The organism is Nonomuraea sp. NPDC050790 (assembly GCF_044456745.1).
Classification (GTDB): domain Bacteria; phylum Actinomycetota; class Actinomycetes; order Streptosporangiales; family Streptosporangiaceae; genus Nonomuraea.
This window is the reverse complement of the sequence record NZ_JBITGF010000005.1, coordinates 163,466-178,226: the sequence shown is the minus strand read 5'-3', so window position 1 is coordinate 178,226 and position 14,761 is coordinate 163,466. Positions and strand designations below refer to the sequence as shown.

The 14,761-nt window shown below is 71.7% G+C and carries 13 protein-coding genes; 8 read left to right on the top strand and 5 right to left on the bottom strand.

The features are described from left to right. Position 1: 1 nt before the first annotated feature. Positions 2 to 901, bottom strand: coding sequence for a phosphotransferase (locus ACIBEJ_RS26130; protein ID WP_397185448.1), 900 nt, complete (start codon positions 899 to 901; stop codon positions 2 to 4). 143 nt (positions 902 to 1,044) lie between these two features. Here ACIBEJ_RS26130 and ACIBEJ_RS26125 point away from each other — a divergent pair, with 143 nt between their 5' ends. Further along, positions 1,045 to 3,372 carry an FAD-dependent oxidoreductase gene (locus ACIBEJ_RS26125; RefSeq protein WP_397185447.1) on the top strand — a complete coding sequence of 776 codons (2,328 nt, stop codon included), beginning with the start codon at positions 1,045 to 1,047 and terminating at the stop codon, positions 3,370 to 3,372. On the opposite strand, the gene ACIBEJ_RS26120 is transcribed toward ACIBEJ_RS26125, so the two are convergent. The 4 genes from ACIBEJ_RS26120 to ACIBEJ_RS26105 all read right to left on the bottom strand — a co-directional run bounded on the left by ACIBEJ_RS26120 (position 3,369) and on the right by ACIBEJ_RS26105 (position 6,901). Continuing rightward, positions 3,369 to 4,106, bottom strand: coding sequence for a GntR family transcriptional regulator (locus ACIBEJ_RS26120; RefSeq protein WP_397185446.1), 738 nt, complete (start codon positions 4,104 to 4,106; stop codon positions 3,369 to 3,371). The two genes, ACIBEJ_RS26125 and ACIBEJ_RS26120, sit on opposite strands and share 4 nt — an antisense overlap. 4 nt (positions 4,107 to 4,110) lie before the next feature. Beyond that, a complete protein-coding gene (locus ACIBEJ_RS26115; RefSeq protein ID WP_397185445.1) occupies positions 4,111 to 5,223 on the bottom strand; it encodes an NAD(P)H-dependent flavin oxidoreductase in 1,113 nt (370 codons plus the stop codon). Between the two features lie 32 nt (positions 5,224 to 5,255). After that, on the bottom strand, positions 5,256 to 5,963 hold the full coding sequence (locus tag ACIBEJ_RS26110) for an MgtC/SapB family protein (RefSeq protein ID WP_397185444.1): 708 nt from the start codon (positions 5,961 to 5,963) through the stop codon (positions 5,256 to 5,258). A gap of 272 nt (positions 5,964 to 6,235) precedes the next feature. Further along, the gene (locus ACIBEJ_RS26105; protein WP_397185443.1) at positions 6,236 to 6,901 is read right to left on the bottom strand and encodes an acyltransferase; all 666 of its coding nucleotides are present in this window, start codon (positions 6,899 to 6,901) and stop codon (positions 6,236 to 6,238) included. Between the two features lie 110 nt (positions 6,902 to 7,011). Here ACIBEJ_RS26105 and ACIBEJ_RS26100 point away from each other — a divergent pair, with 110 nt between their 5' ends. The 7 genes from ACIBEJ_RS26100 (at position 7,012) to ACIBEJ_RS26070 (ending at position 14,706) form a co-directional block, all read left to right on the top strand. Next, positions 7,012 to 8,673 carry a CTP synthase gene (locus ACIBEJ_RS26100; protein WP_397185442.1) on the top strand — a complete coding sequence of 554 codons (1,662 nt, stop codon included), beginning with the start codon at positions 7,012 to 7,014 and terminating at the stop codon, positions 8,671 to 8,673. Beyond that, on the top strand, positions 8,670 to 9,266 hold the full coding sequence (locus ACIBEJ_RS26095) for an NUDIX domain-containing protein (RefSeq protein WP_397185441.1): 597 nt from the start codon (positions 8,670 to 8,672) through the stop codon (positions 9,264 to 9,266). The genes ACIBEJ_RS26100 and ACIBEJ_RS26095 overlap by 4 nt, the downstream gene beginning before the upstream one ends. A 6-nt stretch (positions 9,267 to 9,272) precedes the next feature. Further along, on the top strand, positions 9,273 to 10,178 hold the full coding sequence (locus tag ACIBEJ_RS26090; RefSeq protein WP_397185440.1) for a site-specific tyrosine recombinase XerD: 906 nt from the start codon (positions 9,273 to 9,275) through the stop codon (positions 10,176 to 10,178). Positions 10,179 to 10,294: 116 nt separating this feature from the next. Beyond that, positions 10,295 to 11,236, top strand: coding sequence for a ParA family protein (locus ACIBEJ_RS26085; protein WP_397185439.1), 942 nt, complete (start codon positions 10,295 to 10,297; stop codon positions 11,234 to 11,236). Beyond that, positions 11,233 to 12,051, top strand: a complete 819-nt coding sequence (locus ACIBEJ_RS26080; protein ID WP_397185438.1) for a segregation and condensation protein A — start codon at positions 11,233 to 11,235, stop codon at positions 12,049 to 12,051. The genes ACIBEJ_RS26085 and ACIBEJ_RS26080 overlap by 4 nt, the downstream gene beginning before the upstream one ends. 445 nt (positions 12,052 to 12,496) lie before the next feature. Next, a complete protein-coding gene (gene scpB, locus ACIBEJ_RS26075) occupies positions 12,497 to 13,087 on the top strand; it encodes an SMC-Scp complex subunit ScpB (RefSeq protein ID WP_397186088.1) in 591 nt (196 codons plus the stop codon). Next, positions 13,084 to 14,706, top strand: a complete 1,623-nt coding sequence (locus tag ACIBEJ_RS26070) for a pseudouridine synthase (protein ID WP_397185437.1) — start codon at positions 13,084 to 13,086, stop codon at positions 14,704 to 14,706. The genes scpB and ACIBEJ_RS26070 overlap by 4 nt, the downstream gene beginning before the upstream one ends. Positions 14,707 to 14,761: the final 55 nt, after the last annotated feature.

Below are 14,761 nucleotides of genomic sequence, written 5' to 3'. Positions count from 1 at the left end.
GTCAGTCCGGCCGGGTGGCCTCGTCGAGCAGCGCGGGAAGGGCGGGGCCGGTGAACTCGGCCACCGCCCGCTCGTACTTCTCCATGCCCCAGGACCAGAAGTCGAAGTCGATGGACTCGTTGGCGCCGTCCTGGATGGCTGCCCAGAGCGTCCAGCCGTACTTGGACATGAGGCCGAGCAGGCGCGCCCGCGCGATGCGGTTGCGCAGGTGGCGGCCGTAGTAGGCGGTGACGAGCTCCTCAAGATGGTCCAGCGACAGGTCGGACTCGCTCCAGATGTTGCCCAGCTCGAAGCAGGCGTCGTTGTTGCCCGAGTACTCGTAGTCGATCAGCCACAGGCGCCGGCCGTCGTCGATGAAGTTGCCGGGCAGGAGGTCGTTGTTGCAGGGGACGGTCCCCTCGTCCTGGACCTTCAACGCCTCCCTGATCCGCGCCACCTGAGGCTCGAAATCCCGATATTTCGCAGGGAGGCGGAAATTTCGGGATTGGACGATCGCTAAATAGCCCTGCTGGATCTCGAACATGTCGAAGTCCCGGGAGAAGCGCGGCCCCGCGTGCAGCAGGCGGCACGCCTCGGCCACCCGCGGCAGGTTCGCCGAGTCCCGCAGGTCCGCTTCGGTGAACGTGCGCCCCGGCAGGTACCCCACCACCAGCACCCCGAGCTCGCGCAGATAGGCGTGGACCGGCGCCCCGACCCCCGCCCGCTCGGCCGCGATCGAGTTGGCGTGCTCGGCGTCCCTGTCGATGCCCAGCAGCCCGCCCTCGCTGGCCGGCACCCTGACCACGTACTGCGCGCCCGGCACGCTCACCTTGTAGTTGCGGTTGGTGAGCCCTCCCGGCAGTTCCTCGACGGTACGCGGCAGGCCCGCCAGCAGGGGAATGCGGTCGAGAACCTCATCCATGGGCGCTCTCCTCGTCAAGATTGACCGGCGATGCTAGCACCGTGCCCCCCGGCTTCGATCGTGCCTCACCCGCCCGCGACACGCGCCCGATCGAGAAGAAAACGGTCTAGACCTTTTACTTTCGCGCGGTTAGCGTCGCGGGCATGAGCGACTCGGCCCGGATCGTGATCATCGGCGGCGGCGTCGGCGGCGCCAGCGTGGCCTACCACCTGACCGAACTCGGCGAACGTGACGTCCTGCTCCTCGACCGCGACGAACTGACCAGCGGCTCCACCTTCCACTCCGCGGGACTCGTCGGCCAGCTCCGCGCCGATCCCACCCTGACCCGCATGAACCAGTACTCGGTCGAGCTCTACCGCAAGCTCGACGTCTGGACCGAGTGCGGCGGCATCAAGCTGGCCACCACCCCCGAGCGCATGGAGGAGATCCGCCGCCAGATCGGCTGGGCCCGCACGTACGGCCTGCCACTGGAGGAGATCTCGGTCGCCGAGGCGGCCGAGCTGTTCCCCCTCATGGACCCGCAGGGCGTGCTCGGCGCCGCGTACCTGCCGACCGACGGCCAGATCGACCCCTCCCAGCTCTGCTACGCCCTGGCCGGCCTGGCCCGCGAGGGCGGCGCCAGGATCCGCACCCACACCCGCGTGCTCGGCATCGACGTGGAACGCGGCCGGGTGCGCCGGGTCCGCACCGACAAGGGCGACGTCGAGTGCGAGGTCGTGGTGAACTGCGGCGGCATGTTCGCCCCGGAGATCGGCCGGATGGCCGGGGTCCGCGTCCCGATCATCCCGATGTCGCACCAGTACGTGGTGACGGAGGGCTTCCACGAGCACACGGGACTGCCCACGCTGCGCGACCCCGACCTGCTCGTCTACTACCGCCAGGACGTCCAGGGCCTGGTCATGGGCGGCTACGAGCGCACCTCGGCCCCCTGGCTGGACCCGGTTCCCCAGGACTTCAACGGCCGCCTGCTGCCCGAGGACTGGGACCGCTTCGCCGAGATCTCCGACAACGCCCGCGTACGCGTGCCCGCCATGGGCGACGTCGGCATCCGCAAGATGATCAACGGGCCGGAGGCGTTCACGCCGGACAACGAGTTCTGCCTGGGCGAGACGGAGGTCGGCGGCTTCTACGTGGCGGCCGGCTTCTGCGCCCACGGCATCGCCGGGGCCGGCGGCATCGGCATGGTCATGGCCGAGTGGATCGTCGAGGGCGAGCCGTCCATGGACCTGTGGCACATGGACGTGCGCCGCTTCGGCCGGCAGTACCGCTCGCCCTCCTACACGCGCAAGCGCGTCGTGGAGAACTACGAGACCTACTACGACATCCGCTACCCGGGCCACGAACGCCAGGCCGGGCGCCCCCTGCGCACCTCGCCCGCCTACGCCTGGCACGCCGGGCACGGCGCCGTCTTCGGCGAGAAGTCGGGGTGGGAGCGGGTCAACTACTACGCCTCCAACGCGGCGGAGCCGTACGGGAAGGACGACGCGCCGCGGGGATGGGCGGCGCGCGGCTGGCATCCCGCGATCGGGGCCGAGCACCGCGCCACCCGCGACACGGCCGGGCTGTTCGACGAGAGCTCGTTCGCCAAGATCGAGGTGAGCGGGCCCGGCGCCGCGGAGCTGCTGGAGTGGGTGTGCGCCAACCGCGTCGCCCGCGAGATCGGCCAGGTCACCTACACCCAGGCGCTCAACCGGCGCGGCGGCGTCGAGTGCGACTTCACCGTCACCCGGCGCGGCGAGGAGGACTTCCTCATCGTCACCGGCACCGCCTTCGGCTCCCACGACCTCGGCTGGCTGCGCAAACAGGCCAGGCTGCGCGGCTCGGCGGCGCGCATCGCCGACGTGACCGGGCAGTACGCCTGCTTCGCCCTGTGGGGACCGAAGGCGCGCGACATCATGGCGACGCTCACCGCGGACCCGCTGGACGCGCCGTTCATGTCCGCGCGCGAGCTGACCGTGGGCGACGTGCCGGTGCTGGCGCTGCGGGTGACGTTCGTGGGCGAGTTCGGGTGGGAACTCTACTGCTCCACCGAGTACGGCAGGGCGCTCTGGGACACCCTCTGGACCGCCGGCCAGGGCCACGGCCTGATGGCCTGCGGCTACAAGGCCATCGACAGCCTGCGCCTGGAGAAGGGCTACCGGGTCTGGGGCGCCGACATCGGCCCCGAGACGACGCCGTACGAGGCGGGCCTGGGCTTCTGCGTCAAGCCGGACAAGGAGTTCCTGGGCCGCGAGGCGCTCGACCCGTCGCCCGCGCGGCGGCTGCGCCGGATCACGCTGGACGACCCGCGCGCGGTCGTGCTCGGCAACGAGCCGGTGCGGGTCGGCGACCGAATCGAGGGCCGGGTCACCTCCGGCGGGTACGGCTACACGCTGGGCGCCTCGCTGGCCTACGCCTACCTGGAGGCCGAGCCGGGCAGCGCCGTGGAGGTCGAGCTGTTCGGCGAGCGCGTCACCGGCACGGTCGGCTAGCCGGTCCGCACCGTCAGCCGGACCCGGTCGGGACGGAACAGGTCGCGGGCGTGCTCCACCGGCACGCCCGCGGCCGTGCGCGCGGTGCGCTCGATCCGCATGAGCGGCGTGCCCGGCGCCACCTCCAGCTCGGCGGCCTGTTCGGGCGTGGCCACGACCGGGTCCAGGTGCTCGACCGCCCGGCCGGGGGCCAGGCCGTAGCGGGTGGCCAGCAGGTCGTACAGGGAGCCGCCGAGGTTCTCCTTCAGCAGCCCCGGCAGGATCGCGGCGGGGAAGAACGACAGCTCCAGCGCCACCGGCGAGCCGCCGGCCGAGCGCACGCGGGCGATCTCGTGCACCGGAGCGCCCGGCTCCAGCTCCAGCGCCGCCGCGACCTCGGGCGGCGCGCGGCGGGTGCGCGCGCGCAGCAGCCTGGCCTCGGCGGTGAGGTGCGCCCGCCGCATCCGCTCGGTGAACCCGGCCAGTCCCGTCAGGTCGCACTCGACCCGGGGCTCGGCCACGAACGCCCCGCCGCCGCGTCCCTGCGTGCGCACCAGGACGCCGCGTGCCTCCAGCGTCGCCAGCGCCTGCCGTAACGTCATCCTGGACACGCCCAGCCGCGCCGCCAGCTCACGCTCGCCGGGCAGCCGGTCGCCCGGCGCGACCTCGCCGCGCCCGATCGACTCCAGCAGCCAGCGCTCGATCTGGACGTGTGCGGGCACCTTGCCGCCCCTGGCCAGCTCGACGAACTCCACCGTTCTACTCTGACAGGCGGCGCAGCCGCTCCACGGCGTCGGCGAACTCGCTCACCATCGCGTAGACGACCTCGCGGGCCGGCCTGACCTGGTCGAGCTGGCCCACGACCTGGCCGACGAAGTAGTTGGCCAGCTCCAGCGCGCCCGGATCGCCGCGCTCGGCCGCCGCGCCGATCCTGCCCATCGCGCTCTCGGCCACCAGCATCTGCAACGGCATCCCCAGCGGGCCAGGACTCTCGGGGGCGGCGTCCCACTCCTCGGTCCACGCCGACTTGAGCTGCCTGGCCGGCTTGCCGGTGCGCGAGCGCGAGCGGACGGTGTCGAGCGAGGAGGCGGCCAGCATCTTGCGCTTGACCGCCGGCGCCGTCTCGGCCTCCTCGGTGGTCAGCCAGACCGAGCCGCACCACACGCCCTGCGCGCCGAGCGCCATCGCGGCGGCCATCTGCCGCCCGTCGGCGATGCCGCCCGCCGCCAGCACCGGGACCGCGCCCACCGCGTCCACGACCTGCGGCACCAGCACCATCGTGGAGATCTCGCCGGTGTGCCCGCCGGCCTCGGTGCCCTGGGCGACGATGACGTCCGCGCCCGCCGCCACCTGCCTGCGCGCGTGCTCCACGGTGCCGACCAGGGCGGCCACCGGGACGCCGCGCTCGCGGGCCCTGGTCACCATCTCGGGCGGGGGCGGGCCCAGGGCGCTGGCGATGAGTCCGATCGGGTGCTTCAGCGCCACGTCGATCAGGCCGGTCGCGCCCGCCGCCGTCACCCTGCCCGCGAACTCGTCGGCCGACCCCATCTCCCTGCCGGAGGTGGCGGGCACGCCGTACTTGCGGAAGAGGTGGGCGACGAAGTCGCGGTGGCGGTCGGGGATGAACCGCTCGACGTCCATGCGCGGCCCCTCGATCTTGCCGGGGACGAGCACGTCCACCCCGTACGGCCGGCCGCCCACCCGCTCGTCGATCCACGACAGCTCGGTGTCCAGCTCGGCGGGGGAGTAGGCGATGGCGCCCAGGACGCCGAAGCCGCCCGCGCTGGTGACCGCGGCCACGACGTCCCTGCAGTGGCTGAAGGCGAACAACGGGAACTCCACGCCGAAGCGCTCGGCCAGTTCGGTGCGCATGCCGCGACGCTAACCCCAGAACGTTGTTCGGTCTAGGAGTCGTCGTCCTCGTCGTCGTCCTGGTCCTCCACCGTCCACGACACCGAGGTCACCGAGGGCTCCAGGCTCAGGCGGCTGGTGGCCGACTCGAAGAGGTTCTCGTCGCGGCGCAGGCTGTCCACGATCGCGATCACCTCCACCTGCCCGCGCCGGTCGGCCTCCTGTCCCTGGAGGCTGCGCAGCCGCAGCTCGGGCCGGGTCAGCGCGTTGACGACCAGCTTGCGCACGTGCGCCTGGTCGTCGTCCCAGCAGCGCACCTCGAACCGATAGCGGGTACGGCGGGCCGCCCGCCTGCGGTCCAGGAAGCGGCCCAGAGGGCGCATGAGCGTGTTCGCGCCCACGATCAGGAACGTTCCCGCCGTGGCCATCGTGTACATGCCCGCGCCGGCCAGCGAGCCGACCGCCGCCGCGCACCACAGGGTCGCGGCGGTGTTGAGGCCGCGGATGTTGAAGCCCTCGCGCAGGATCACGCCCGCGCCGAGGAAGCCGATGCCGGAGACGATCTGGGCGGCGACCCTGGTGGGGTCGGCGGTGGCGCCGGCGAAGCCATACGCGCTGAGCAGCACGAACAGGGCCGCGCCCACGGCGACGAGCAGGTTCGTGCGCAGGCCCGCCATCCGGGCCCGCCACTGCCGCTCGATGCCGATGACGGCGCCGAGCACCGCGGCCGCGACCAGGCGCAGCAGCAGATCGACCTCCACGCCCCGGTATGTCCCCCGCGTGGACGGGCGTGAGGCGGCCTTTGCCGGGTTATGGCCGGTCCAAGGGGTTCCATGGCTGTGGCGCGCGGCCCACGGGCGTTCGGGGCGGCGGTCCAAGTGCGGTCGCCTGACGGTTCGGCGGTGGTTCAGCGTGGCGCCTGACGGTTCGGCGGTGGTTCAGCGTGGCGCCTGACGGTTCGGCGGTGGTTCAGCGTGGCGCCTGACGGTTCGGCGGGGGTTTCAGGTGGTCGTCTGGCGGTTTCGGCCGGGGTTCAGGCGGTGGCCTGGCGGTCCAGGGCGGTGATCGTGGAGGTGCCGGGGGCGTGCCAGCCCAGTGCCGGGTCGTAGCGGCGCACCAGCTTGGCCGGGATGCCCGCCACCACGCTGTGGTCGGGGAACTCGCCCCGCACCACCGCGCCGCCCGCCACCACGCACTGCCGCCCCAGCCGGGTCCCCGGCAGGATGATCGCGCCGGTGCCCAGCCACGAGCCGGACCCGATCGAGACCGGGCTGTTGCGCGGCCACTGCCGTCCGATCGGCACCTCGGGGTCGTCGTAGACGTGGTTCTGGTCGGTGATGTACACGTACGGGCCGGTGAAGACGTGGTCGCCGACGTCGATCGACTGGTGCGCCACGATGTGGCTGCCGCGCCCGATCGAGCAGCTCGCGCCGATGCGCAGGACCGAGCCGGGGCCCAGGTCCACCCCCGGGCCCATGCCGCACGACAGCGAGACCCGCTCGCCGACGAGCGTCCCGTCGCCGATCTCGATCCACTGCTCGCCGAAGATCGCCCCGGGCGGGAACGCGATCGACACGCCTTCGCCCAGGTGACGGAAGCGGTACCCGGCCGGACTGGACGGGCTGATCGCCCCGGCTCTGCGCAAGGCCGTGTAGGCGCGGTGAATCAGCGCGCCCGCCGCCCGCCGTACGTGTGACATAGGGCCCAAAGTTACCGCTTGGTCATGCCGTTCGGGCATGTCGGGGGCGTTCTTTGATATCCTGAGAGCCCGTGGACACATCGACCACACCTCGAGCCACGGGAGCCCCTTTGCGCAGCGCATCGCAAACCAAGCATCTGTTCGTCACCGGCGGTGTCGCCTCCAGTCTCGGCAAGGGGCTCACGGCTTCCAGCCTCGGCCGCCTGCTCAAGGCACGCGGGCTACGGGTCACGATGCAGAAGCTCGACCCCTACCTCAACGTCGACCCCGGCACGATGAACCCGTTCCAGCACGGCGAGGTCTTCGTCACCGACGACGGCGCGGAGACCGACCTCGACGTCGGCCACTACGAGCGCTTCCTCGACACCGACCTGCACGGCTCCGCCAACGTCACCACCGGCCAGGTCTACTCCAACGTCATCGCCAAGGAGCGGCGCGGCGAGTACCTCGGCGACACCGTCCAGGTGATCCCGCACATCACCAACGAGATCAAGGACCGCATCCGCGGCATGGCCGGTCCCGAGGTGGACGTGGTCATCACCGAGGTCGGCGGCACCGTGGGCGACATCGAGTCGCTGCCCTTCCTGGAGGCGGTGCGCCAGATCCGCCACGAGGTCGGCCGCGACAACGTCTTCTTCCTGCACGTCTCGCTGCTGCCGTACATCGGTCCGTCGGGCGAGCTGAAGACCAAGCCGACCCAGCACTCCGTCGCGGCGCTGCGCAGCATCGGCATCCAGCCCGACGCGATCGTCCTGCGCTCCGACCGGCCCGTGCAGACCTCCATCAAGCGCAAGATCAGCCTGATGTGCGACGTCGACGAGGACGCCGTCGTCAGCGCCGTCGACGCCGCCTCCATCTACGACATCCCCAAGGTGCTCCACACCGAGGGCCTCGACGCCTACGTCGTGCGCCGCCTCGGCCTGCCGTTCCGCGACGTGGACTGGAAGGAGTGGGAGCAACTGCTGCGTCGGGTGCACCGCCCGGCCAAGGAGGTCACGATCGCGCTGGTCGGCAAGTACATCGACCTGCCCGACGCCTACCTGTCGGTCACCGAGGCGCTGCGCGCGGGCGGCTTCGCCAACGACGCCCGCGTCAACATCCGCTGGGTCAAGTCCGACGACTGCGAGACCGACGAGGGCGCCTCCCGCGAGCTCGACGGCGTGGACGGCGTGCTCATCCCGGGCGGCTTCGGCGTACGCGGCATCGAGGGCAAGATCGGCGCCATCAAGCACGCCCGCGAGAACAAGGTGCCGCTGCTCGGCATCTGTCTCGGCATGCAGGGCATGGTCATCGAGGCCGCCCGCAACCTGGCCGGGGTCGACGACGCCAACTCCGCCGAGTTCGACGCCGACACCAAGCACCCGGTCATCTCCACCATGGCCGACCAGGAGGACGTCGTCGCCGGCGAGCGCGACATGGGCGGCACCATGCGCCTGGGCGCCTACACCGCCAAGCTCGGCGAGGGCACCCTGGCCAGGCAGCTCTACGGCAAGGCCAAGGCCGACGAACGCCACCGCCACCGCTACGAGGTCAACAACTCCTACCGCGAGCGGCTGGAGAAGGTCGGCCTGGTCTTCTCCGGCCTGTCGCCCGACGGGCGCCTGGTCGAGTACACCGAGCTGCCCGTCGAGACCCACCCGTTCTTCATCGGCACCCAGGCCCACCCCGAGTTCAAGTCCCGCCCGACCCGCGCCAACCCGATGTTCAAGGGCCTCATCACCGCCGCGCTGGCCTACGCCGACGGCCGTGTCTCCTCCAGGGTCGCCAAGTGAGGGACACCGCCGAGCAGTGGGACGTCGTCGCCTCCAAGGAGCACTTCCAGGGCCGGGTGATCGGCCTGCGCACCGACTCCGTGCGCATGCCCGGTGACGAGGTCGCCGACCGCGACTACGTCGTCCACCCCGGCTCGGTCGCCGTCCTCGCGCTCGACGAGGAGGGCCGGGTCCTGCTGCTGCGCCAGTACCGGCATCCGGTGCGCCACCTGCTGTGGGAGCTGCCCGCGGGCATCCGCGACGTCGAGGGCGAGCCGCTGGTCACGACCGCGGCGCGCGAACTGGCCGAGGAGGCGGGCTACGCCGCCGACACCTGGCACACGCTGGTCGACCTGATGAGCTCGCCGGGGATGACCGACGAGCGCATCCGGGTCTTCCTGGCCAGAGGGCTGCGCCGTACCGAGATCGACTTCGAGCGTAAGCACGAGGAGACCGACATGCCGGTCGAATGGGTGCCCCTCGCCGACGCCGTCGAGAAAGCGCTCATGGGAATGATCCACAATTCCCCGGCCGTGGCCGGTATCCTCGCCGCGTACGCGGCATCGGTCGAAGGGTTCGGGCTGTTGCGGCCCGCCGACGCACCTGAGGAGTGAGCTTTCGTGGAGGCGGTGCTCTCCAGCTACCTCGCCCATCTGGCGGTGGAGCGGGGCCTGGCTGTCAACACGCTCGCCTCCTACAAGCGTGACCTGCGCCGCTACGTCGACCACCTCCAGGCGCGCGGGCGCCTGGAGCTCGACCAGGTGGCCGAGGCCGACGTCCTGGCGTTCCTGTCCGCGCTGCGCGAGGGCGACGGCGAGCACCCCGCCCTCGTGGCCAGCTCCGCCGCGCGGGCCGTCTCCGCGGTGCGCGGCCTGCACCGCTTCGCCCTGCGCGAGGGCGTGACCGGCCACGACCCCGCCCACCAGGTGCGCCCGCCCAGGCAACTGCGCCGCCTGCCCAAGCCGATCACCGTCGACGAGGTGGAGCGCCTGCTCGCCGCCTCCGGCCCCGAGGGCGCGCCCCTGACCCTCCGCAACCGCGCCCTCCTGGAGGTCCTGTACGGCACCGGCGCCCGCATCTCCGAAGCCGTCGGCCTGGCCGTCGACGACCTCGAAGCCGAGCAGGTACGGCTGCGCGGCAAGGGCGGCCGCACACGCGTGGTCCCGCTGGGCCGTTATGCCCGCGAAGCCCTCGACGCCTACCTCGTCCGGGCCCGCCCCGGTCTGGTGGCCCATGGCCGGGGCACGCCCGCGTTGTTCCTGAACGCCCGGGGTGGCCGGCTGACCCGGCAGGGCGCCTGGGAGGTGCTCCAGGCCGCCGCGGAACGAGCCGGACTTGCCGGGATTTCCCCCCACGTGTTGCGCCATTCCTTCGCAACCCACCTCATCGACGGCGGTGCCGACGTTAGGGTGGTCCAGGAGCTGCTCGGCCACGCCTCGGTGACCACCACCCAGGTCTACACGCTGGTGACGGTCGACAAGCTCCGCGAGGTCTACGCTGCGGCGCATCCGCGTGCCCGCCAGTGATCTATAGTCTTTGCGACGTGCGGCGAGTACGGCGTGCCGCCTTGCCGCGTTAAGTGCTGACGCCATAGTGTCCGTCCGGACGGTCCGGTTCGGGATCGTCAGGGAGGTTCGAGCTGGTGACTGTGACGACCAACGGATCGACCCAGGGGAACCCCGAAAACCCCTGGGGTGACACGAAGACGGCCACGCCCACCGCCGGCGTGAACCTGGGCCCCACCCGAAGGCCGCGCCCCGTGTTCCCGGAACCAGCCCCGCGCGAGATCCACGGGCCCGCCCGCGTCGTCGCGATGGTCAACCAGAAGGGCGGCGTCGGCAAGACGACGACCACCATCAACCTGGGCGCCGCGCTTGTCGAGTACGGGCTGAAGGTCCTGCTCGTCGACTTCGACCCGCAGGGCGCGCTCTCGGTCGGCCTCGGCATCAACCCCCATCAGCTCGACCTCACCGTCTACAACCTGCTGATGGACCGCAACGTCTCCGCCGAGGACGTGCTGCTGGAGACCGGCGTCGAGGGCCTCGACCTGCTGCCCAGCAACATCGACCTGTCCGCCGCCGAAGTCCAGCTCGTCACCGAGGTGGCCCGCGAGCAGGTGCTCGGCCGCGTGCTCAAGCCGCTGCTGCCCCACTACGACGTCTGCCTCATCGACTGCCAGCCGTCGCTCGGCCTGCTCACCGTCAACGCGCTCACCTGCGCCCACGGCGTCATGGTGCCGCTGGAGTGCGAGTTCTTCGCGCTGCGCGGCGTCGCCCTGCTCATGGACACCATCGCCAAGGTCCAGGAGCGCCTCAACGACGAGCTGGAGATAGAGGGCCTGCTCGCCACCATGTACGACGCGCGTACCCTGCACGGCCGCGAGGTGCTCGCCCGGGTCGTGGAGGCGTTCGGCGACAAGGTGTTCCACACGGTGATCAACCGCACCGTCCGCTTCCCCGACGCCACCGTCGCCGGGGAGCCCATCACCACCTTCGACCCGTCCTCGCTCGGCGCCAACGCCTACCGGGAGCTCGCCCGCGAAGTGCTGTCGCGCTGGCCCGCTCCTGCCACAATGGCCAGGTGACATCGACCCCCACGGAGCAAGGCGGCTTCCAGGTCCACCTGGACGTCTTCGAGGGGCCCTTCGACCTGCTGCTCGGCCTGATCTCCAAGCACAAGCTGGACATCACCGAGGTCTCCCTGTCGAAGGTCACCGGCGAGTTCATCTCCTACATCAAGTCGCGCGGGCCCGAGTGGGACCTCGACCAGACCAGCCACTTCCTCCTCGTGGCGGCCACCCTGCTCGACCTCAAGGCGGCCCGGCTGCTGCCGACCGGCGAGGTGGAGGACGAAGAGGACCTCGCGCTCCTGGAAGCCCGTGACCTCCTGTTCGCCCGGCTGCTGCAGTACAAGGCGTACAAGGAGGTGGCGAGGATCTTCTCGGGCAAGATGGCGGAGGAGGCGCTGCGCTTCCCGCGGACCGTGCCCATGGAGCCGCAGTTCGCCGACCTGCTGCCCGAGCTGATCCTCGGGATCGGGCCCGACCAGCTCGCCAGGATCGCGGCCAGGGCCTTCACCCCCAAGCTGCCGCCGACCGTGAGCGTCGGCCACATCTACCAGCCGCTCGCCAGCGTCCGCGAACAGGCGGCCATCCTGGTGCTGCGCCTGCGGCGGATGCGCAAGGCCACCTTCCGCGCGCTGGTCGCCGACTGCGAGGGCACCTTCGAGGTGATCGCCAGGTTCCTGGCGGTGCTGGAGCTGTTCCGGGAGTCGGCCGTGACCTTCGACCAGGTCGAACCGCTCGGCGACCTGCACGTGACCTGGACCGGCGCCGACGACGGCGACATCTCGGTCGGCGACGACTACGAAGAATCCGCGGAGAAGAAGACCGATGCCTGAGCACGACACCCCGCCCGCACCCCGCCGGGCCGCGGAGCCGTCCCTGCCCGCCTGGATGAACCTGCCCGGCGCCCTGTCCACCACCCCACCCACCCCGGCACCCCGCCTGCCCGCCGACGAGGACGACACCCAACCGGCCACCGAAACCCCGGAACCTCCCGGAGAACCCGCGGACACCGAGACCGGCGCAGAGCTTACGGCCGACACCGCGGATGCTCCGGTCTCGGTCTCATCGGACTTGGCGCAGGGCGCTCCGGGCGGCGAGGCGGACCCGGAGCCGGTGGTCTCCGCTCGCGAGGACCTGGTCGCGCCGGGCTTGGTGGAGGGCGCTCAAGGTGGTGAGGCGGAGCCGGTCGTCCGGGTTGAGGAGGCCACGGTCGCGCCGGGCTCGGTGGAGGGCGCTCGGGGTGGTGCGGCGGAGCCTGTCGTCGTGGTGCCGGCGTTGGTGGAGGAAGTTCCGGGTGCCGAGGATGTCGCGGGGGTTGGGGAGGCGGGGCCTGGGTTGAAGGCGTCGCTGGAGGCGATCCTGCTGGTGGTGGACGAGCCGGTGGCCGAGGTGACGCTGGCCCAGGTGCTGGAGAGGCCCACGCAGGAGGTCGGGCTCGCGCTTTCCGAGCTGGCGGCGGAATACACGGCCGGCGGGCGGGGTTTTGACCTGAGAGAGGTGGCGGGAGGCTGGCGTTTCTACACGCGGGCCGAGTGCGCGCCTCTCGTCGAGCGCTTCGTGCGCGACGGGCAGCAGACGCGGCTTACGCAGGCTGCCCTGGAGACTCTCGCGGTCGTGGCCTACCGGCAACCGGTGAGCCGTGCCCGCGTGGCCGCAGTGCGCGGTGTGAACAGCGACGGCGTCATGCGTACGCTCGTCGCGAGGGGGCTGGTCGAGGAGGCCGGCACCGACCCGGAGAGCCAGGCAGTGCTCTACCGGACAAGCTCATACTTCCTGGAGCGTCTGGGACTGAAGGACATCGGCGAGCTTCCTGAGCTGGCGCCGTTCCTCCCGGACGACGTGGAGAACCTCGAGGAGACAACGAAGTGAACAACAGGCGAAGCACCCCGTCCGGTGATGGACGCGGTCGAGGACGTTCGGGCGGCCACGCCGGCCGCGGCGGGCGTCCCGCCTTCCGCTCCGACGACCGACGTGGCGGCGGGGAGCGAGACTCTCTGCGCGCCGACCGGGGCGGCTCCCGAGCCCGCCCCGGCAAGCCCACCGACCGCCGCGACGACCGCGGCGGCTCCCAGGGTCGCGACGACCGTGGCGGCTACCAGCGTCGCGATGACCGCGACCGAGGCGGCTACCAGCGCCGGGACGACCGCGACCGCGGCGGCTCCCAGGGCCGTGATGACCGTGGTGGTTACCAGCCCCGTGACGACCGGGACCGTGGCGGCTACGAGCGCCGCGACGACCGCGACCGTGGCGGCTACCAGCGCCGGGACGACCGGGACCGCGGTGGCTATGGCCGCAGCGACTCCCAGAGCCGTGATGACCGCGGTGGTTACCAGCGCCGCGATGACCGCGACCGTGGCGGCTACCAGCGGCGTGACGACCGGGACCGTGGCGGCTACCAGCGGCGTGACGACCGGGACCGTGGCGGTTACCAGCGTCGCGATGACCGGGACCGTGGTGGTTTCCAGCGGCGTGACGAGCGGGCTGACCGTCCCGAGCGTTCGGCGCGGGACGACGTCCGTGCCGGGCGTGGTGGGCGGCGTGACGCCCCCAGCACCACCAGGGCACGGTACGGCAAGCGCGACGACGTCCAGACGATCGGCGGCAGCCGTACCGGCGGATCCTCCAGCAGGGGACCCCGGCGCGACGAGCGGCCGAGCAGGGACGCGCGGCCCGCGGACCGGTTCAAGACCGCCCGCCAGCCCCTACGGGACTCGGCGTTCTTCGAGCCCGGCTACACCGACGAGCGGGACACCACCGAGGTCCCCGGCGGCGTCAGGCTGCAGAAGGTGCTGGCCCAGGCGGGCGTCGCCAGCCGCCGGGCGTGCGAGGAGATGATCGGCGACGGCCGCGTGACCGTCAACGGCCAGGTCGTGCGCCGCTTCGGCGCGAAGGTCGACCCGGCCACGCAGGTCATCCACGTGGACGGCAAGCGCATCCCCACCGCCCCCGACCTCGTCTACTACGCCCTGAACAAGCCCATCGGCGTCGTGTCGACGATGGAGGACCCGCAGGGCCGCCCGTGCCTGGCCGACTACGTGCAGGAGCTGGCGCCGCGGCTGTTCCACGTGGGCCGGCTCGACACCGAGACCGAGGGCCTGCTGCTGCTCACCAACGACGGCGAGCTGGCCAACAGGCTGACGCATCCGAGCTACGGGGTGCAGAAGAAGTACTGGGCGAAGGTGCCGGGGCCGATCCCGCGCGACCTCGGCCGCAGGCTGCGCGAGGGCATCGAGCTGGAGGACGGCCTGGCCCGTGCCGACGCGTTCTCGATCGTGCAGGAGCACGGCCAGCAGGCGCTGGTCGAGGTGGTGCTGCACGAGGGCCGCAAGCACGTGGTGCGCCGCATGCTGGAGGAGGCCGGTCACCGCGTGATCGACCTGGCCAGGATCGAGTTCGGGCCGGTCAAGCTGGGCCGGACGAAGCCGGGCACGCTCAGGGCGCTGTCGCTGATGGAAGTCGGCGAGCTGTACGCCGCCGTCAAGCTGTAATCTGGCAGCCCATACCAAGGAGCCCGTACCGTCGTGTACGGGCTCCATGCCATAT